The 21,372-nt window shown below is 31.7% G+C and carries 17 protein-coding genes; 10 read left to right on the forward strand and 7 right to left on the reverse strand.

Annotated elements, in window-relative coordinates:
* The first annotated feature begins 60 nt into the window (after nucleotides 1-60).
* The 10 genes from ACNH59_RS04215 to ACNH59_RS04260 all read left to right on the forward strand — a co-directional run bounded on the left by ACNH59_RS04215 (nucleotide 61) and on the right by ACNH59_RS04260 (nucleotide 9,546).
* The gene (locus ACNH59_RS04215; RefSeq protein ID WP_418264182.1) at nucleotides 61-567 is read left to right on the forward strand and encodes a hypothetical protein; all 507 of its coding nucleotides are present in this window, start codon (nucleotides 61-63) and stop codon (nucleotides 565-567) included.
* An 80-nt stretch (nucleotides 568-647) separates the two neighbouring features.
* Nucleotides 648-989, forward strand: a complete 342-nt coding sequence (locus ACNH59_RS04220) for a hypothetical protein (protein WP_418264183.1) — start codon at nucleotides 648-650, stop codon at nucleotides 987-989.
* Nucleotides 990-1,147: 158 nt separating this feature from the next.
* A complete protein-coding gene (locus ACNH59_RS04225) occupies nucleotides 1,148-1,777 on the forward strand; it encodes an RNA polymerase sigma factor (RefSeq protein ID WP_418264184.1) in 630 nt (209 codons plus the stop codon).
* 2 nt (nucleotides 1,778-1,779) lie between these two features.
* The gene (locus ACNH59_RS04230) at nucleotides 1,780-2,976 is read left to right on the forward strand and encodes a hypothetical protein (RefSeq protein ID WP_418264185.1); all 1,197 of its coding nucleotides are present in this window, start codon (nucleotides 1,780-1,782) and stop codon (nucleotides 2,974-2,976) included.
* Nucleotides 2,969-4,129, forward strand: a complete 1,161-nt coding sequence (locus ACNH59_RS04235; RefSeq protein WP_418264186.1) for a M48 family metalloprotease — start codon at nucleotides 2,969-2,971, stop codon at nucleotides 4,127-4,129. Before ACNH59_RS04230 ends, ACNH59_RS04235 begins: the two co-directional genes overlap by 8 nt.
* 162 nt (nucleotides 4,130-4,291) lie before the next feature.
* The gene (locus ACNH59_RS04240) at nucleotides 4,292-4,693 is read left to right on the forward strand and encodes a hypothetical protein (RefSeq protein ID WP_418264187.1); all 402 of its coding nucleotides are present in this window, start codon (nucleotides 4,292-4,294) and stop codon (nucleotides 4,691-4,693) included.
* A gap of 15 nt (nucleotides 4,694-4,708) precedes the next feature.
* Nucleotides 4,709-5,218, forward strand: a complete 510-nt coding sequence (locus ACNH59_RS04245) for a hypothetical protein (RefSeq protein ID WP_418264188.1) — start codon at nucleotides 4,709-4,711, stop codon at nucleotides 5,216-5,218.
* Complete coding sequence (locus ACNH59_RS04250; RefSeq protein WP_418264189.1) at nucleotides 5,215-8,532, forward strand: CHAT domain-containing protein; 3,318 nt, start codon at nucleotides 5,215-5,217, stop codon at nucleotides 8,530-8,532. Before ACNH59_RS04245 ends, ACNH59_RS04250 begins: the two co-directional genes overlap by 4 nt.
* A 74-nt stretch (nucleotides 8,533-8,606) precedes the next feature.
* Nucleotides 8,607-8,771: a hypothetical protein gene (locus ACNH59_RS04255; protein WP_418264190.1), complete on the forward strand. Its 165-nt coding sequence runs from the start codon at nucleotides 8,607-8,609 to the stop codon at nucleotides 8,769-8,771.
* A 118-nt stretch (nucleotides 8,772-8,889) separates the two neighbouring features.
* Nucleotides 8,890-9,546, forward strand: a complete 657-nt coding sequence (locus ACNH59_RS04260; RefSeq protein WP_418264191.1) for a DUF5715 family protein — start codon at nucleotides 8,890-8,892, stop codon at nucleotides 9,544-9,546.
* 71 nt (nucleotides 9,547-9,617) lie between these two features.
* Here ACNH59_RS04260 and ACNH59_RS04265 read toward each other — a convergent pair whose 3' ends face one another.
* From ACNH59_RS04265 to ACNH59_RS04295, 7 genes are all read right to left on the reverse strand, one after another.
* Nucleotides 9,618-10,070, reverse strand: a complete 453-nt coding sequence (locus ACNH59_RS04265; protein WP_418264192.1) for a hypothetical protein — start codon at nucleotides 10,068-10,070, stop codon at nucleotides 9,618-9,620.
* 214 nt (nucleotides 10,071-10,284) lie between these two features.
* Nucleotides 10,285-12,174 carry an ATP-binding protein gene (locus ACNH59_RS04270; protein WP_418264193.1) on the reverse strand — a complete coding sequence of 630 codons (1,890 nt, stop codon included), beginning with the start codon at nucleotides 12,172-12,174 and terminating at the stop codon, nucleotides 10,285-10,287.
* Between the two features lie 128 nt (nucleotides 12,175-12,302).
* Nucleotides 12,303-13,988, reverse strand: a complete 1,686-nt coding sequence (locus ACNH59_RS04275) for a hypothetical protein (protein ID WP_418264194.1) — start codon at nucleotides 13,986-13,988, stop codon at nucleotides 12,303-12,305.
* Nucleotides 13,985-15,904, reverse strand: a complete 1,920-nt coding sequence (locus ACNH59_RS04280) for an ATP-binding protein (RefSeq protein ID WP_418264195.1) — start codon at nucleotides 15,902-15,904, stop codon at nucleotides 13,985-13,987. Before ACNH59_RS04280 ends, ACNH59_RS04275 begins: the two co-directional genes overlap by 4 nt.
* Complete coding sequence (locus ACNH59_RS04285) at nucleotides 15,897-17,228, reverse strand: SIR2 family protein (RefSeq protein ID WP_418264196.1); 1,332 nt, start codon at nucleotides 17,226-17,228, stop codon at nucleotides 15,897-15,899. Before ACNH59_RS04285 ends, ACNH59_RS04280 begins: the two co-directional genes overlap by 8 nt.
* A gap of 22 nt (nucleotides 17,229-17,250) precedes the next feature.
* A complete protein-coding gene (locus tag ACNH59_RS04290) occupies nucleotides 17,251-20,490 on the reverse strand; it encodes a type ISP restriction/modification enzyme (protein WP_418264197.1) in 3,240 nt (1,079 codons plus the stop codon).
* A 181-nt stretch (nucleotides 20,491-20,671) separates the two neighbouring features.
* Nucleotides 20,672-21,316 carry an ATPase gene (locus ACNH59_RS04295; RefSeq protein ID WP_418264198.1) on the reverse strand — a complete coding sequence of 215 codons (645 nt, stop codon included), beginning with the start codon at nucleotides 21,314-21,316 and terminating at the stop codon, nucleotides 20,672-20,674.
* Between the last annotated feature and the right edge of the window lie 56 nt (nucleotides 21,317-21,372).

Below are 21,372 nucleotides of genomic sequence, written 5' to 3' on the forward strand. Positions count from 1 at the left end.
TTTTTAAGCCACCCTAGATTATTGGGTTGTATTTTTTCATCTAATTTAATCCTTTTCAACATGAAGTTTTTAATAACACTATTATTAGTTATATGTGCTTCTTTTTCTTCAAAAATTAAGGCACAACAAAAGACGAAAACTCAAGAAATTCTAGCGAAATTTAAAATTTCAGATGGTACAAATAATGGAGTAGATATTACACCAACTTTATTAGAACAAGATGCCTACATCGTTATTTATAAAAACATAGATTCTAAAAGTCTATATATGGCTAATTTTTGGAACAAAAATAATACCCAAAGTTACGGTACTATCTATGCTATGGAAAAAGAACATATTGAAGCTAGTGACGAAAATTATGAAGCTGATTTATTTCACTTTCAATGGAGTTATTCAAACACTTATGACACTAAAAATGGAACTGCAAAAGTAGAATTATTAAAAGTGTATAAACCTCAAGGGGTATATTTCAAAATGACCATTATACCTGAAGATTTAGACGTGTTAGTTTATAGAGGATTTATGGAAGGTAGTTTGGATTTAACAATTTATGAAAGAAAAAATTAAAACCGAAGGTTACCTTTTTACTATTCCCGTATTAATAGGTATAAACAAATAATTTAATAACAATTTAAAATTTACTTATTATGAAAAAATCATTATTTATCATCGCGTTTTTATTTACTACTGCATTGTCTTTTGCTCAAGTTTCTGTTAGAGGGTATTACAGAAGTAATGGTACCTATGTTCAGCCTCATCAAAGAACGTATTCAAATTATACTAGAAACGATAATTATAGTACTGTTGGGAATGTAAATCCTTACACAGGTCAAGCTGGAACCCATCCAAGAGACGGATATTCTTCAACAAGTTCTACCTATAGTTACTCTACGCCAAGTTATAGTTCTAGTAATACTGTTTACACAGGATCGCGAGGTGGTCAATATTATATTAATAGTAATGGTAATAAAACCTACATAAGTAATTAATTCTATATTAAATAGAGCATCAATCCCTTGAAACAGTAAAGGGATTGATGTTTGGATTAATATCTATTGTAATCATTCTTTTATGAAACAAAATTAATTTCTAAAAAAATAATCCTTATTTTGTAACGTTTTTAATACGACTTACAAAATAGATAAAAATGTCAAAGAGTACTACATCAAAGTTTGGACATTTGAAGGATCAGGAACTTGTAGTTCTCATTCAACAAAACCAAGATTATTTAGGAGAAGTTTACAAAAGATGCAAGCAATATAGTGTTTCGTTTATGCGAAAAATGACTAATGGAGCTATAAATGATTATGAGTTAGACGATGTTTTTCATGATGCTATTTTAGTATTATATGAAAAAATTATAGCCGGAAATTTTGAGCTAACCGCTTCTTTACAAACTTATATAAATTCTGTTTGTCGTTTTCAATTGTTGAATAAACTTGGGAAAGAAAAAGGGTATTCTGATTATGATGAACATATAGGTAAAGACGAGGATGAAGAAAATCCAATGAGTTATAAATCGACCATCACGGATACTTTGGATGAAATAGGAGACCCAAAAGAATCACAGTTTACAGCAATAGAAAATGCTTTAGAAAAAATGAAAGCAGCTGGAGGTCATTGTTATGAACTACTGACATTGTTCTGGTATCATAAAAAATCAATGAATGAGTTAACTGAGCATTTTGGCTACAGCAATGCTGATAATACTAAAAACCAAAAATCAAGATGCCAAAAACGACTAGAAAAAATGGCTTTTAACGAATTGAACAACTAGAAATGGATACAGTTATTGCTATAGTACAAAATATAATGCTACCTAAACTGGAGAAAGACTTAAGTTTTTCTGTAGAGAAAGTTGATGTTGCTTTTTGGGAAAAATTCACTACTAATTTATTGCATTTTGAAGTAGATGCAAAACCGCTGTATGTCCATATTTACAGTTTAGAATTAGCCAATGCCGAAAAAATAATAGACAAGCTCCCTAATGTATATGCTCAATTCTTAAAAGAACTAGCCGAAAGTTATGTTTTAGGAGAAGTTACGTCAGCAGCAGACTATTTGCTAAAATCTAAAAATTCAACATTTGCAAAAGAAATTGACTTTCTTAAAACAATGCAACAAGCTATCAAAAGCGTGGAACGCAAACACATTAAAGCTGATTTGCCTACGAGTTATGAACGCTTAACTTTTGAACTATCTGAAAATGACTTGTCTAATGTGACCAAGAAAAAAGGGCGTGAGGACCTAAAAGAAAAGATGAAACTTTGGGATAGGGAGTTGGAGGAAGAGGTAGCTAATGCACAAATGTTTAAATCTACTATTGAAAATAGAAATTCAAAGAGATCTAAAGTTATTTCATTGTCATGGATAAAGTATGCTGCTGCCGCATGTGTAATTATTGCAGCCGGGATATTTTATTTTAAAAAGACCAACACAGTTGCTATTCCTGCTGAAAATAAAATTGTCATAGAAGAAAAGGTAAAAGATAAAGTTGAACCACAATTGCCTACTACAACTAATGAAATGATTGTTTTAACTCCGATTGAAACAATTACAAGAAAAGTGAGTGTGCTACGACCTGAATCCCTAGGTTATACATCTGAAAAAAAGACACAAGTAATTGTTCATTTTAATGATGCTACAAAACGAATTAAGTCATTAGAAAAACTTTTAGCAGAAAATAAGGCTGCAAATAGGTTAGATTCTGAGATCTTGACTAATCATATAAAAGAAATGAACTCTTTAAAATCACAACAGAATACATATTCATTTGATGGCAATTCATTGACTTTGTATGAGGTAAAAACCGCCACAGATTATGAAGTACTTCAAACAGAAGAACAAGACTATTACCTTAAAAAAGGAGCAGACTATTTTCATTTAAAAAAATCAAACGGTTTCCAACCTTTGAAAAAAGTATTAGATGTATCAATAATTGAAATCTTAGAAAAAATAAGTTTTGAGAATGAATAAAACTCAATATTACCATTTACCCCAAAAGAAAAATATTGCTTTTATTTTGTTGTTAATAATTTGCAGTACTTCAAGTGTTGCAGCCCAACATCATAATGCAGAAAATCAAATTAAAGCAGTTTTCAATCAACTAGTCACAGCTTATGGGAATGCTAAAGCAACACCTGAATTGGAATTTATGAAAATGACTCCTAAACCTACGACTCCTGCATTTTATAAGGATAAAAGCATCAAGATAGATTTAGGATTGTATCGTCTTTGCCAAACTTTTGGAAAAGATAGTCTTAATGCATTGTCAGTTGTTATAAGTCACGAATTAGCGCACTATTATTATGATCATAGTTTTTGCACTGATTTTGCATTTGCTATTAGGAATAAAAGTCAAGAATTTGCAAACTCGATAAAATTGGTCAACAAAAACCAAAAAATCATCTATGAAACTCAAGCCGACGACAAAGGGATGTTTTATGCTGCAATTGCAGGATTTTCACCATTTGAAGTACAGCCCAAAATACTAGATGCTATTTATCAATTTTACCAGCTGAATGATATAACCGAAGGTTATCCCACCAAAGCGGAGAGGAAAACAATAGCTCAAAATGCCTTAGCAAAATCACAAAGATTGTTTCAAGTTTTTCAAGAAGCTTTGAAAGCCAAAGAAATCAAACAGTATGATATGGCATTGACTTTATTCGAACAAGTGAACAGGGATTTCCCATCAAGGGAAAACTACAACAATATTGGAGTTATAAAAACTTTAAAAGCATTGGAATTAAAAGTTTTGACTAAAGAAGAATACGATTTTCCAAAACGTTTTTTATATCCGTTGGAAATTGATAATACGAGCCGATTAGAAAAAAGTAGTACTCGTGGCAATGAAGGAAATCAAGAACAGATGAATTCTTTATTAAAGAGTGCTCAAAAGGATTTTGAAAAAGCTATAAGTTTAGATGCCAATTATACGCTGGCCTATATCAATCTAGCTTGTGTTTTTGATTTACTGGATAACCCCGAAGCGGCCATAGGAAAAATAAAAGAACTTCCTTTAGACAAACAAAAAACAGTTGATGCGCAAAGAATTGTAGCTATTGCTTATTATCATCTTGATATCGAAACCAAGGCAGAGGTGATTTGGAAGGAGTTGAAAATTTAAATGCAGAGCGGAATATTTAAAATTTCTACTATGTTATAATGTTAATGAGCAAGTGTTGTAAATTGCTAATTAACAGTTTTTTAAGAAGTGAACCTGAAAGTTAAGCAATTTTTATTATCTCTTTTTAAGCCCTAATTTTGTAAGCTAAATAAAACAAAAAACATGAAAAAAGTATATGCAGAATTAGATAACAAAGGGAGTTATATCACCGAAAACTGGAGTAAAACCCAATATGAAGAAACTTTAACAATAAGTAAAGACCATTTTTTAATTCCTTTAGATTACATAGACCAGAATATCTCCAAAAGGACTAGATTAAAACTCTTAGTTTTTCAAAATGAAGAAGTTTTTAATCGTTTCTTAAGCTGGTTTTCAGTACATTATATTTGTAAAATAAAGACCTACAAAAGGTTTCATTTTTATAGTCAACACAATTTTATACTTAATACATATATAGTACTGCTAACTCCAAAAACTGAATACAATTATTTTATGAGTGAAAACAAAAATTTAATAACTGAAAAATTTAATATGGTTTCTAGATTTCTGAAAGGAGAATTATAAAATAGTAGAAAATAAATGGCAGAAAACATAGCTAAAATGGAAAAGAAAAGAGAAAAATTTAAAACCAATGATTTTGTAATATATCTTGGAATTTCATCATTTACAGAAAATTTGAAAGAGCCTAAGTTCGCAAAAATTATAAGTTATCCAAATAATGACGAATTGTATTTTTGTCTAGAAATGGTAGAAGATAAAAAAACGATTTCAGCAATTATAAATGATATTAGAGTAATTGAAACAGAAGAAAATATTCTTCTAAAAAGCAACCTATTTACAAAAGAAGAGGTAAAAGGTTTTAACGTTGTTAAATATTATTACAATTCGACTTTTAGTATTTATTACACTCCTATTTATGGATTCTATACTACTAAAAATTTGAAAAAAGTAGATGTAAATAATTTAGTTACTCCAAAAGAGTTTAATGAATCAAATAAAAGTTTATACAACATCAATGATGTAATTGAAGCTATGGAAAAAAGTGGTGAATATTCTACTAGAGAAGTTTTTAAAATATTATATCTATGAGTATAATAAAATGTTTTTTTTACCTTATTCTATTGTTTTTTTGTACAAGTAATTGTTATTCCCAAAATGAGATTGATAGTATAACTTATTATTATCAAAAGGGTGATATTGATAAATCAATAAAAATTGCAGAAGAATTAAAGGACAATTATAGAATAAAAACAGATACCATAAACTTTAATTATGCTTATTTATTGAATAGTTTAGGAACTTTATATATGTCAAACATGAAATATAAAGTTGCTGAAAATTATTATTTGCAATCAATCAATTTATTAGAAAATTATAAAGAAAAAGACAGCTTAATATTCGCAAGTTTTTATAATAATTTAGCATTATTATATAGAAATACAGAACAATACTTAAATGCTGGGCCTTTGTTTCAAACTGTAAAAGACATAATGGAACAACATTTAAGTCAAGAAGATACAGATTACATTTATTCATTACTAAATTTAGGATTTATTGCAAAAAAACTAAACGATAACGAAAAGGCTAAACTGTTATATATTAAAGGTCTTGATTTACAGCAGAAAGTTTTTGGAATCACTCATTATGAAGTAGCCAATACTTTAAATAATTTAGGGGAAATTTATTATAAGGAAGCTAAGTATGCACAAGCAGAAGAGTATTTTGCTAAATCGAGAGAAATTTACAAAAAATCATTAGGAGAAAATGATTTGGCCTATCTGAATGTTTCTTCGAACTTTGTCGATTGTTTAATTGAAAGAGGCGATTATTCTCAAGCTAAATCCATTTTAAATGACATCTTAGAAAAATACAAAAATTATTATAATGAAAGTAATCTTGAAACTATCTTGTCTATATACAGATTAGGCTTAGTATATAAAAACTTAGGAGACAATGTTTATGCTGAAAAACTTTACAAAGAGGCTTTAGCAAAAATCAGTAAAGAATTTAATAATAATTATTATTCTATTGTAATTAATGAACTAGCCAATCTATATAATTTTCAAGGTAAAAATAAAGAAGCTGAAACTTTATACTTAGAAAACATTAAACTATCTAAAGAAACTTTTGGAGAGTTCAGTAGAGACTACGCAACTTCAATAAGTAATTTAGCTTCATTCTACCATAATATATTAAATTTTGAAAAAGCCGAAAAATTATATATTCAAGCTTTAGAATTAAATAAATCTATTATAGGAAAAGACCATCCTAATTGTCAGATTATTTTACAAAATCTTTCGGGTTTATATTTAGATATTGGTTTGTATGACAAGGCAGAAATGAATGCTATAATTTCAAAAGAATTATTTGAAAAAATATACTCAAAAGATCATCCTCAATATTCTGGAGTGTTAAACAATTTAGCAAATATACTCGCTAGAAAAGGGAAACAAGTTGAGGCCGAGAAATTATATCTACAATCGGAAAAAATTATATTAAGTAAATTCGAAATTAATCATCCTTATTATATTTCATTTCTTAAAAATCTAGCAGCTCTTAATTTTGATCAAAAAAAATATAATAAGGCAAAAGAATACTATTCTAAGATTGTTGAAATCAGTAAAAGTGATTATTCTTCGATTAAAATGTTGGCTATAATTGATGATTTATTAGGGGAATTCAATTCAGTATCAGTAAAATACAATGAGTTGTTTGTAGATTTTAAAACTAAAGTAAATTATTCATCTTCCTATTTGTCAACTGTTGAGTTTAATACTTTTATAAAAAAATATTTTTTTGATAGATTTTTCCCACTGTCCTTTCTTCATCGCCATGTCCAACAGTTTGATAATATCAACATAGGTTGTTATGAAAATGAGCTGTTAGTCAAAAACCTGTCTTTGCGAAATCAACAACGTATTGCCAAAAGTATTCAAAAAAGTGACGATACGGTTTTACAGAACAAATACAATGAATTTCTACAGTTTAAGCGACAACTTGTAAAACTAAACGAACTGCCGCTTAATCAAAGACCAGCACATTATGAACAATTAGTCACAGAGACAGAATCCTTAGAAAAGGAATTGGTACGGAGTTCGTCAACATTCGCCGAAGCTAAAAATAGCTTAACTACAAATTGGAAGCAAGTTCAGGAAAAATTAAAATCGAATGAATTGGCTATTGATTTTGTATCGTTCCACTATTACAACAAAAAATGGACAGATAGTATTATATATACCGCTTTTGTAGTTGGAAAAGACTTTAAAATACCTAAATACATTTCATTGTTTGAACAAAAACAATTATCGTTTTTGCTAGAGCGAAATAAAGATATCCAAGACAGCACACGAATTGATAAGCAGTACACGGAAAAAGCTATTAGTGACTTATTTTTAAAACCTTTGGAGAAAGAATTAAAAGGCATGCGAACGGTTTATTTATCGCCATCTGGGCTAGGGAATCAAATTAATTTTTCGGCATTGCCTATTAATAAAAATAGCAGTTTGGGGCATGATTATCAGATTCATGTTTTGGGCTCTACAGCTGAAATCACAAATTATAAAACAACATTTTTAGACATTAAAAAAGACACAGAATTACTGCTTTATGGCAATATAGATTATAACAAAAGTGCCGAACTAAACAGTCGTAAAACGGATAGTTTACCGCTAAATATTGATGATTTTGCCGCATTTACGAGGTCAAGTACAGGAACTGAAAAACACGGTTATTTAAAAGGAAGTAAAACCGAAATAGACAAAATACATACACTTGCTACACAAAATAATTTTGCTTCAAGAGTTGTAGAAGATAGAGTGGCAACAGAAGAAAGCATTAAATTATTAGATGGTAGAACCACACCATTTGTATTGCATATTGCGACACACGGATTCTTCTTTCCAGACCCTAAAAAAGAGCTTCCAGATAACAGGTCGCAGTTCTTGGATGACAGCAATACAATGAATCGCAACATGCATTATAAAATCTCTGATGACCCTATGATGCGTGCTGGATTGCTGTTTGCGGGGGCTAATAAATATTGGGGGAAACCTACTGAGAAAACCATAACTGATGATGGAATTTTGACTGCTAGTGAAATAGCTAATTTGGATTTAAGTGCTTGTCAATTGGTTGTACTTAGTGCTTGTGAAACAGGTTTGGGTGAAATCAATGGAGCCGAAGGCGTTTTTGGATTACAAAGAGCTTTTAAAATGGCAGGTGTTAAAAATATTATTATGAGTTTATGGAAAGTTCCAGATGTACAAACCGCTGAACTTTTTGCTGTTTTCTATAAGGAATGTTTTGCGGGTAAAAGCATTCATGAAGCTTTTCAGATAGCTCAAGCTAAAATGAAAGATAAATATTCGCCTTATTATTGGGCTGGATTTGTCCTTTTAGAATAATTTTTTCAAAACAAGGGTTACCTTTTTGATGTTTTAGAATTAATAGTAAATAGTAATTCTAAAAAACAATAATTATGAAAAGTAGAAACAATGATTCTGGAGATATATTAGTATTAACATTGAAAATGTTTGGATTGGCTTTTGTCCTCTTTTTATTAAAATGGGCTGCGATAATAGGCGTCTCAATAGGAATGATCGTTGGACTTTATTATACAATAAAAGAATATTTTACGGAATAAATACTTATATCATTTTGCTTAGGATAATTTTAATGGAAATCTAACAACTGGTTTAGTTTCCTTTCTGGACATAAGTAGAGTCTTAGTTATTACATTTTATACTACATCTTACATACGTATGTCTAAACCCAAAACATATATACTTCTCTGTCTAGTTACGCTGACGAGTGTACTATTAATTCTCTATCCTTATCGAAAAAGGATAAAACAAAAAATTAAGGCATTAATAGGATATACATATCAGGGCGGCACAGGAAGTTGCCCTGATTGTCCTCTACTTTTTACTGACAATGTTGCAACACACGAGAAGGCTCTTAAAAATGAAGGCATTCTACCGCAAGAAACTTTTAAGGGCATAGAACGACTCTTAAGCGAAGGAAAATTGGTTAAATTGAAATCGAACGAACTGTATGTTGTTAGAAAAGCAAAATTTTCGAGACCATATCTACTACCTAAGGGAAAAGACTTTATAAATGCATTAGCAGTAAAATACGCAAATCAGTGCAAAGCTGAAAAAATTCAGTACATTCCTTTTACGATTAGTAGTGTAACTCGGTCTCTTGAGTCTGTAGAAGGTTTAAAGAAAGGGAATGGCAATGCTATAAAAAACAGCGCCCACCTCAAAGGGAAGACTTTCGATATTAGCTATCGGGCATTCAATAAAAATAAAAAGCAGACTAAAGCATTTATAAAAGTCCTATCAATATTAAGAAAAGAAAATAGTTGTTTTGTGAAATATGAGCAGAATGGTTGTTTGCATATAACGGTTATTTAATTGACACTATCCCAAAAAGTGTGTAAGTTGAAAAGTTAAGGCTTCGTTTATAATACTGAAGCCATAACTTTTTAAGCATTTAATAGATTCATATCATTTTCATCTAAATACCCATTGCACACACCAAACTCAACTAATTGATGGTTTTTATACTCAAAAAAGAAGGCAATTTGCTTGAGGTAAACTACTTTATCCATAGGTTTTTCAGCTCCTAAGTGGCGATAGTTCCATTTGTAAACTTTGACTTTTTTCCCAATGTTGCAAAACAAACATTTAGAATCAAAGTTTTCGATTCTCACTATAGTTGTATCTTGTTGAGGCTTGATCCAACTATTCATAATGTGGATGATTAACTGTAGGACCTCTTTGTATTCTTCAACCTCAATTAAGTCATACTTAGTAAAAAGTTTTAAAAACAGATCTGTTTCCATTGTTTTACAGGCTATTTCGAGATCTTTTATAAAACCTTTCGTTGTTTCTATCGTAAAGTACTCTTTGTCTAAAGTAATTGTTGTTTTGCTCATATATTTTAGGTTTTTATTATTAATACCAAATAGGTAAAAAGGTAACCCAAAATTTTGTTCTTATGCCATTTCTTTTACTTTTACTCTAGTTTTAGAAAACATTACGTGACAATTCAAGATTAAGAAGTGTAACGTACATCTAGTCCAATAAGATAATTTCTTATCACTCCTCCTGTATTCCCATAAATACTTTTAACTAGTGCACTAAGCTTATTTATTCTGCTTTTTCGTCAGTTTTCACTATTGTTATATACGCTTGATTAGGATGATTTACCATGTCCGGAATGGTATAATTTAATTTTTTATCGTCCAATAAAGGTTTTAAAAATTCTCTAAGAATATACTTTTCAGATTTACTAAGTATCTGCGCTATAGCTTTACTTTTCATTGGTTTGTAAGCACAAAGTTCTAAAATAACATGAATTGTTTTCTCCTTGTCATTTGTTCTCTTTCCTAATGTTTCTACTAATTGTATAAGATAATCTGGAATAGCTATTTCTGCTGGAGGTGGTGCACTAAGCTCAGAAGGTGGTGCACTAAGCTCGGAAGGTGGTGCACTAAGCTCAGTAGGTGGTGTACTAAAAATTTCCTCCTCGTTAGAAATATATGACTTAAGAAGTTCAGAAGCGGTATAATAGGTAAATTTACTTTTACCCTTCTGCACTAACAAATCTAATTCCCGTAATTTTCTTAAATCGGAATTAGCAATAACTAAATCAGATCCATTTATTTGACGAGCTGTAGAATTATCTATGGCATTTACTTCACGAACAAAAATCAAAATTCGTTTTTGATTATCGTTTAATTCAAGATCAGTAAAAGTATTAAGCCAGTGAATGTCATCCTCATTTAACAAATGATGCAATAAAAGTCTAACTGTAAAAGTATTACTTGCTCTACTACTTTCAAATGTAGGAGGCATCATGGCCACTTTTTCCATTAAATTTCTCATGGTACGAATACCACTTCCCTTGGTTTCAGCTAAGTTGGTTTCGTGAAAAATCGCCGAAATAAAAGGATTCCTATTTACTGAACCAGGTTCTCCTAATTGATCTTCTGTTTTTAATGAAAAGCCAGGGTTTATGATTTCAATTCTATTAGGGTATCTAATAATTTGAATAGGACTATTTTCACGATACGAACGGTGGATTAAAGCATTGACTACGGCTTCACGTAACACACGCATAGGCAATCCTATATTTTTAGCCTGTATATTACTGTCATTTAACACAAACCCCTTGGGTAAATCATCGGAGATTGTAGAAATAATTCGTTGGACCAATTCTAAAAGCGAGCCTCTCATGTCAAGAGTTGATTCAAAACGCTTATCGGCATCTTCAATCCATTTGTTGGTAATAACACGAATATAATCGACCCTTACCATAGGCAATAATCTACGGAGCGCCATTCTGGAACCAAAACACAATAAACCGGTATAAGTCACCTGATAGGTTCCGTTATTTTTTCGAATTGCATTTAGTGCTTTCAATAAATCGGTATCGTCATAGGTAAGTTCTTCAGCAGAAGGGTTGACATTACCTCTGAAGCGTCTATATAGTGAAATTGATTCCTCGGATAAGTCGTCCAAATCGGCATCTTTAATAATAGATTTGTCTAGGGTCTCATTTCCTTGGTAAAAAATCACTAAATCATCTTCGGTACATTTATGATCGGCAGCGCCTATACGGCGGTAAGCACCTTGTGGTAAACCTTTATTTTTCAGAAATAGTGGTTTTTGCTCGACACTTAGTTCGGGAACAAAAACGACGATAGCATATTTATCCTCAGCTGTTTTTTCAACAGTAATTTGGGGACGGACAGGGATATTAAAATTCTCAGCACACTGATTTGCTAAATCAGTTTGTATCTGATCTAACTTTGCTTGGGGGATTCCTGAAACAATATAGCCAGGAAACAAACTCGTCACCTCATCTTCTTTTTCAACTCCCAACAACAAATAACCGCCACCAAGACCAGGTTCGTTACTAAAAGCGCAAACGGTTTCCAATAATGATTTTCCAATTTCAGAAGCTCGTTTGGCTTCTAAATCGGTACATTCATCTGACAAGTTTAATCGCTCTACTAATTCTTTTAAGTTTTCCATTTGTTATACGGCTAAATTCTTTTAGTGAATTTTAGATTTTCCACTAACAAAAATACTTTATATATTATTAATCTTATTTCGGGTTGTGTCTGGAAATTTTTCAGGATATCTTATTCATAAACCATTCACTATCTACTCCATTCTTTGTAAGTTCCGTTTTTAATAATTTCTCTTCCATTTCGGCATTTCTCAAGAGCTGTTTGTACATCATCATAATTGTCGAATAGTCCCCGTAATGCAAGTATGGTTTTAATTTTTTCGGACAGTTCATCTCCTGACTGTACATCTCTATTGTTAATTCTTTCAATAATTTGTTGGTATTCCCTTTCATAGTCGCTTCTAATTCTTTCCTCAACAGCGAATTTTGTGAATTCTCCAGTTGCTTCTTCATCTGAGAAAAATTTTTTTCTAAGTCTTTCAAATTCTTCTTGTTCAAGTCTTTCAAGTTCTGCAAATTTTTGTTCAAGTTCACTTTCTTCTCGCTCAAGTTGAAGTCTTTCTCCCTCAAAATTTTCCTCAAATCTTGATTCTGACTGGATAGATTCCTGTATGTATCTCTCTTCTCTTTTAATGCTTTCGAGTTCGTCGACAATTCTTGTTTCTTCTGATTCAAATTTTCTTCTAATGTCCTCTTCAGTTCTTCCGTAACCTGGTCTAGACTTAATTTCCCTGTTAATAACAGCTTGCTCTTGGCTAATTGACTCATTTTTTGCAAGATATCTTCCTTCCAAATTAGCGTATCTCTGTTCAATTGTAGTTTGTTCTCGGTTATACTCTTCGTATAGCTTTCTTTGAGCATCGTAAAATGAATGTTCAAATCCGCTTTCCTCTCTTTCAAGGATATCGAGCGATTCTTTATATCTTGACTCAACTGATTCTCGATGTTGGACTCGAAGCTGTTCCAATCGCTCTCGATTTCGTTCTGCATTTCCCTTAACTCTTGATAGATCTGATTCAAGTTTTCGTTCAATGTTTCTGTAGTATTGCGATTCCACACATTTTCTAATTCCTCGTATAAGATTCCTAATTTGGTTCTCTCGGCAGGTGAAAGATTCTCTGAAAAATCCCATTTCGATTGTATCAATCGGTAATATTCCTTTTGCAGTTCTACTGGAAAGCTGTAAGTAGTTGGTGTTTTGTTCGACATAATTAAATACCCATTTTGTATTTTTAGTGACTAGAAAATTATTTGCAATATTTTCCGGAGAATCTTTTGGTATCGTTATTTGAATTAAATCAATTCCCAGTCTTTTAATTTTTGCTTTTTTATCATCATCCAACTTATGAGAGACCACAATTTCGATAAGTAAAATTGGTTTTCCATGAACATCAAAGAATGTTACATCTGGTCGTATCAACAAGTTTCTATTATCAATTTCAGGATTCTTGCCCCAATGTACCTTAGCTTCATCATCTTCATAAAATGTAAGTTCAGCTCTAACGGAGTGTGCTTCTATAAATTTGGTTTCTTCAAGTAATATTGCTTGGGAACCATCAGGAGCATACTTATAGAGATTAGGTACTTTGATTCTTTTTGTCCGTTGTAGAATATCTATTGCCAGTCTGTGACGGTAATCCTGATTACTAAACGTACATTTTCTATTAAATTCTACCCCTTTAGCTATGTGGCGGAAATAGGATTTGTGGTGAATGTTTTTAGTTCTTCGTACTGCTTCCATTTCCTCACCACAACCCATACACCAATAGCCTTTACGACCACTTTCGGCTTCAAGGATAAAGATATGTTCTCCTTTTACGTTTTTGGCGTATTCGTTTTGTTCTTTTGAGGTAGTATGTTTATTTTGATTACTCATTCTGCAAAAACATTTTTAGGAATAAACCAATGTTTAACAATATCGCTATTAGCGCTATTTGGTAAGGGATTTGCGTTGTTCACTTTAAAAAGAGCTGGTATCTGTACGGAACTACCAAAAACTAGAGCGTGCTGAGTAGGTATTGATGGTAATCTATACAATATATTTGATGAAATATGAGGTGTCATCTGCCTTATGTGGTTCAAATCATCTGGATTTTGAATTCTATGAATAATAAAATTACTACACTGAGACAATACAGTTTTCGATAGTTCACTTGGCCTCTGAGATGATACCATTAGAAATAAACCGTATTTTCTGCCTTCCTTGGCAACTCTTTCAAAAATTTTATTTGCTTCTCCAAAATTAGAGCTTTTGTGTTCTGAAATATAGCGATGAGCTTCTTCTAAAACCAAATTAATTGGAAACGAATTTCTTTCAGGTATATTTTTTAATCTTTCAAAAATCATTCTTGTAATAACACATGATATAACTTCAACGACTTCATCTTCGACAGAATTTAAGTCGATTAAAGTTACTTGTGTTTTCTTTTTATTTCCCTCAACACCTAATAAATCATCTAAAAACAAATCTTTATTGAAGTCTACATTGTTTTGAGATAGAAAGTTAAATTCTTCTCTATCTTTCAAACTTTTATATCTAGTGATTAATGATGAGCAATAGTCTCTAATCTGTTTATTTCCATGAAATTCCTCGTATAATATCGCCTCGTCGATATTATCTCCAAACTTAGAAAATTCAAATAAATCGTTACTGTATTTAGGTGCGTTAAATGTATCAAAGTTTATATACTTCTTGACGCTTGTCTTAAACTTAGCTTCATTCTCAGCTGTCATGTTTCCATACATAGCATTATAGCCGGCTACATCAATATCTGTAAATTTAGCTTTATCGATCAATGAGATTATTCGTTGTCTCTTTGAAACTGCCGATTCCCAATTTTCATAAACATACAAAATATTACTAGCATAAATGTGATTTCTAGTCATATCGTCCATATTTTGAGAGAAACCTAAAGCACTTCTTAGAATAGGTAATTGAGTACGTTCAGAAGCTTGCAAAAGCAGAGCCCATTCATCAATGTTTAAGAACCAATGTGGTAGTTTAAAATCACCGTACTCAATATTTTTTGTTATTTTTTTTTTGTATTCAAATGATTCATGATTCTTCTTTTCATTAATTGAAAAATATTTGACATCTATATCTTCATTTTTTAATTGGCTAAATGCTTTGTGATATTCTCCATTAACATCAAAAAAGATAAAAGATGCGCCCACTGCACTATAATTATCTTTATTAAAAAGGGTTTGAATCATAGAGGAAATAGTACATGACTTTCCACTTCCAGTATTACCTAAAATTGCAGAATGTGCTCCAAAAAAATCGTTGATATTTACTTTTACTTTATAATCAGGAAATATTGTTGAAGTCCCAATTTCAAGAAGTTTTAATGCTGTTGAATTATCAGTATCTTCGATAGGAGATATATCATCGTTATATTCAAAAATTATATCTAATTCTTCCTTTTTTATATAAAGAACATCTGTGTAAAGCGTTGGAAATATAGATACACCATATTTAAATTTTCTTTTCTCAATCGTCCCAATAGGATTGATATCTAAATACTTAACTGAATTAGATTTATTTAGAATCTGTTCCTTTTCTCCTTGCCATTTTATATCAGAATCTCGCTCTCTAACACCGAAAATTTCAGCCACAATATAGAAGTCTTGGTAGGGTAATATGACGTAACCATTGATTTGGGCGTATTGGTAAATATCTTCAAATCCATTAATGGCAAAATTTATGGATTGATTTAACAATTCAACAGTGAATTTATCTGAGTTGATACTAGTTAATTTACCTATTACTCTTTGTTTGTCATCTTTAATCATTTCCTTCTACTTTAGCTCTAATAATCTGTTCAATAAGGTTTTTATTAGCTTCTTCAATTTTATCTTGAGTAAAATCTGGAAATAAAGTGTTTGCAATAGTTTCAAAAAAATGTAATTCTTTTTCTTCTTCGTTCTTTATTTCACCTCCTATTAAATTATCAAATTCCAAATTAGAACCAATTATCCAAATTCTTGGGTCATTTAAGTTCTTTAGTTTTTCGATATTTTTTCTAGTAATCTCATATTGACCATTACTATAAAAACCCAAATCAGAAAAGATAACTAATCTGAAGGAAGGAATAGTAAGAGCTTGATATATAATATTATTGATATGCTCATCGCCAAAACTAAAGCCCAACGTTACTAGTGTACTTTGCTTTTGAGTTATCCTCTTTTGAAACTCTCTGAATAAATCAGCATAAGGAGAACCCAAGCTCGCATTTTGCTTCAAGGGTGATGGATATATCATGTAATTAGCTTCTTCTTTTAATTTTTCAAAATTTACATTCTGTAATTCCTGAATACTGAAAAGTTTGTTATTACTCTCTCTCTCAACCCAATTTACAGAACCATGAATTTTGAATAAGTAAATAAAACTATCTATCACACTCCATTTTAAAGAGCTAATATCCATCTGTTCTGCAAGTGCATAATTGAAAATTGAAGGATTGAAAAATCGTTCTATAAAACCCGAAAATCCGTTTGTATAAGAAATACCTAAGTTGTCCATAGCTCTTTCAGAAAACAAGTCGTAGTTTGTTGTAAAAACATTCGGTTTTTGTAAATTACTATCTCTAAGTGATAGTTTTCTATAAAACTGTCTATATGTTTCAATAATGTTATCGTCATTACCTTTATTTTTTTCATTTAGGCATTCAAATAAAATGTACTGCTTAGTTTTTAAAATAATCTCATTTAAGTCTTTTAAATCTTGAGCAAATGAGTCTTCATTTGCTTCCTTCAATTTCTCTAGATAAAAACTGTAACTATAAAGTGTGCCTAAAAAAGTTTCTAAATTTGTTCTAAATGGCTCATTCTTATAATTAATTTTAAATCGCTCTAAAATTTTAATATGTTTATCTTCAAAAACTTTGTCTTTTAGTAATTCGCTTAAATTTTCTGAAGGTTCAAAAAGATTATCTGCTAATTGTTTCATAGTTGGAATACCATTTGGACCTAACGAGCAACCTGAGCCAATTAAAAATGATAAGTTTCGAGTATCTAAAATTTTAGACAAATCCTTTTTAATAAATTCAATTGTCTTTTCATAATCCGTAACATTAGAAAGTACGTTTTGACTTCCCTTATAAAAAAAGTGTTTCATATAATGTTGTGAGTATATTGTTTTAAACCTCAATTTTATCAATCTCCTTCATAATTCGATCTGTTTCAAATAAAGCCACAATCATTTTTTGATAGTGCAAAATATCCTCATAACTCAACTCTCTTTCTTTACGGTCTTTGAGCCATTTTTGAGCAGGTTGATAGCCTCCAATGTAGAAATTCCATGCTGTTTCAGGGACATTATCGAAATATTGGGTGTTGTTGATGTAAACTCTTCCCATAGGTTCAAAAGTATCGTTATGCGTTATGGTGTCGTTTTCTACAACATAATTTCGTTGTTCGTACTTAGGTTTGGTAACTATATTGTTGCCATCTTCGGGATATTGTGTGATGTAGTTTTCTACTACTGCGCTTTCTAGTAAATGAATTTCTCGCAATTCTCCTCCTAGTTTTACCAGTTGCCAAAAGGTTTCTACATCAGTTGGATAAGGAACACGAGGAAAATCTATTTTTAAAAACTCCTTATATTTCTCTCTATAAGTTGGCGAATGCAAAACCGCATAGATATAATCTAACAAATCTATCGGGGCAAAACTTTGTTTGAACTCAGCGCGTACCTCATCGCTATTAGCAAAACAAACATTATTCTCGGTTTCTTTTTCGTTCACAAATGACAATCCTAAACCTGATGCGATTGCTTTTACAATTTCAGGATTAAGGTTGGGGGTTCTTTCGTTGGTTTCTAATAGGTTTTGTTGAGTGTTGCTTTCGGGGTAGAGGTATAGCGGAAAAATAGAATAGTTACCTTTTGGGAGGCTACCCTTTTCTATAATCTGATTTGTAACTAAACAAACGTATTCCATTAATTCACCATTTATTCTTAATGTCACTAAACCTAAATTATCTCTGTCTACTAAATGACACATTGTACTTGTTCTTGGTCTTCCAATAAAACCACTACTTTTTCCAGTATATATTGTATGCCTGATATCAAATGGGCGGTAAAGAATTTTTGAATAAAAAATCTTATTTGTTTTTAAATCTTCGACCGCATTTTTAAAACTCCAACCACTAGAGTCTGATTTATTTGGGTATATTTTTTTTAAATCTGAAATAGGCATATTTTTAAAATTTGAAACTACTTTTTCCAATGAACTTTTGTCAAAATGTATTGAAAGTTCATCACATTTTGTTTGAATACCTGTATTATGATTTAGAAATAAATCATCAACTTTGAATCCCTTTTCATACTCTTCTTGTAAGGCAAAATCTTTAGGGACAAAAAAGTAATATGGTTCTTCAAAGTTTAATTTCTTCCAATCTAATTTCGATAAATTGTTTTCAAGTTGATTGTATTTAAAATCTCTTTTACCATATAAATCATAATGAAAAACTTCACCCAATTCATTTTTTTTCTTATTTCCAGTTTTGATGAAAATATTAATAGAAACACCTTGCATTATATCAAATACATTTTGGTCAACCGAGCCATCAGGACATAGTTCTTTTTTTTTAGAATTTCCATGTAAATCGAGTATATAAATCTTATCGAAACTTTCTAATAAGTGTTTTCGCATTTGACGATGGGTAATGCCATCAATAAAACTATTGTTAGAAATATACGCTAAAACACCGCTTCCGTTTTTATCTATAAAATGTTGTCCAAATCTGGTAAACTTTATATAATCATCATCAAGATTGATTTTTCTCTCGTTTAAATCTTTTTTATAGTCCGCAATTAAATTTTGAATCCATTCGCTTTTATTGGAGCTACTCACGCTATACGGAGGATTCCCAATAACTACCATTACGGGAGCATCTCGCTTAATAGCATTGGCTTGGTCGGCTTCGTCAGAAAGCCACGAACTAAATAAGGTTTGGGTGTCAGGGTGAGCTTCTTCTAAGGAATTGGTCAAGAAAATCCGAAATCGTTGGTCGTCGCTAGGTTTGTATCCTGTTTCAGTAAGCAGCATATCCATTTTAAGGTGTGCCATTGCATAAGACGCCATTAGCAACTCAAATCCATTCAATCGAGGGATCAAATCATTGGTTACATATTTGCTCCAAATGCCTTGCTGTCCTTTAAATTTTTGGTGTATGTGTCTGACTACCTCAGCCAAAAAAGTTCCGGTTCCTGTGGCTGGGTCTAAAATTTGCACTTTGTGCACCTCAACCTCTGTTTCTACTTCTTTAATCTTGGCGTTTTTGCCTAAGGTTTGGGTAACGGCTTTTTTCTTGATTTTAATTTTGGAGGTATCGGCTAAACCTTGGGGTAAATCGAATTCGGTTTTCAAAATATCATCAACAGCACGAACTATAAAATTGACCACAGGTTGTGGCGTGTACCAAACCCCACGGGCTTTGCGAAGTGCGGGATTGTATTCGCCCAAAAAGGTTTCGTAAAAATGCACTACGGGGTCTTCCTGCTTGGTGCTTTTACCAAAGTTTTTCATAATCTTCGATACATCAGTCGCAAGAAAAATGCTTACTAACTCATCTACTATCCATACCAAACGATCATCCAAATCATAGCCTGCAATGTCATGGAATAGTTTTCGCAAAAAAGGGTTTGATTTTGGGATTAACTCTGCGGCTTCCATTCGGGAGAATGTAGGCAAGGTAGGGTCATGATAACGAGCTGCAAACATTCCGTAGGCTATAGTTTGTGCATAAATATCCGAAAATGCTTTGTTATCAATATCGTGAATCAGCATTTGCTGGAACGATAGCATTTGAGATTTTAACTGGGTGCGTTTATTTTCGACGTCATCATGATTCAATGATTTTTCGATAACATCAGCCATCAATCGTGCTTTCCCTGCCATCATTTGTGCCAACTTTGTTGGTGATTTGATAGTTTGTGAAATAACTTGAACAAAATTCTGTATCAGGTTTGTGAAGGCTGTAAAATTTTCTTCTACAGGGATAATACTTCCATTTTCTATCTTGGCAATGGCAATTTTCGTGATAAGTTCGCCTTCTTTGTAAAAATGAAAATCCATATAATCGGTAAAAATCAGATTAGACAAACCTGATTTATAACGGTCAAATTGTTCTTTTAAAGTTTTACTGGCCAAATCTACCCCTATGTCTTTGGCTTCAATATATCCCAACGGAATGTCTTTGCGAGTCAGTACATAGTCAGGCGCACCACATTCCACTCGGGCAGGTTCATTGGTTACCAAAACATCAGGTAATATCCCCATGATGAGGTTTTGTAAGTCTCCACGATACGAATGTTCACGAGCATTTCCTGTTTGAAACAAGATATTTATTTTGGTAATGTATTGTTGAATTGTCATTTGGTAACACTTTATTTTTAAGACTCTAAAAATAAGTAATTTCATCTAGTTTAGATGAAATTGTTATTAACAATAGAATACCTATTTTCTTTTATCTATCGTTTTTGTATCAAATGTTGTCAAATTGAACATTTACTCATTCTCTTTATTTGAATTTTGGAAAACGTGAATGTTTAACCTCTTACCGTTTGTCGGTAGTCTCAGAAGAAAATGTAATAAGATTAAACATTTGCCTCAACCTAGACCGTACCCGATTGCCGTATGCTTTTTCAATTTCGGTTGCTGACATATTTGTAGTAATGTGGGTTATCGCCTTGTTTTCAATAAAATGTTCGTAACGTGTGATTAGGATTTCAGCCATGACATTACAGTCGTTCCCGAAATGTTTGATTTGTTGTTCGGCTCCTAAATCATCAAAACAATAACCAGGGAGTTTGTTTTGGTTCACGGATTTCAGCGTGTAAATATTCAAAGCTTCGTAGCCTTGTTTGGCAAACTCAAAAGACACTTCGCGACAGGTTTTGATCTTGTAATCGTTTTTGGGGTGGACAAATGGTTTGATTAAATGCATTAATGACGTTTTTCCGCAGCCTATTGGCCCCGAAAGCAAGATTCCTTTATTGAGGTCGATTCCGAGCTTAATTGCGCTTTTATGGTCTTGAATTGCGTAAATAAGCAATTTGTAGATGGTTGGAATATCTTCTTGTTGAATTTTGAAATTAGGGTGATAGGTTTGTTTGCCTTGGCTTTGCAGAAACTGAAAGCATTTTCTAGGATCGTAGATTTTGGTGTTGTTTTCGATATGGAAGGTTTGGTAGATGTTCATGGTGGAGTTATTAGTTATTAATTGTGTCTCTGGACTCCGCTCGAGATGACAGTTCT

It is taken from the genome of Flavobacterium faecale, assembly GCF_048320115.1.
Taxonomy (GTDB): Bacteria; Bacteroidota; Bacteroidia; order Flavobacteriales; family Flavobacteriaceae; genus Flavobacterium; species Flavobacterium faecale_A.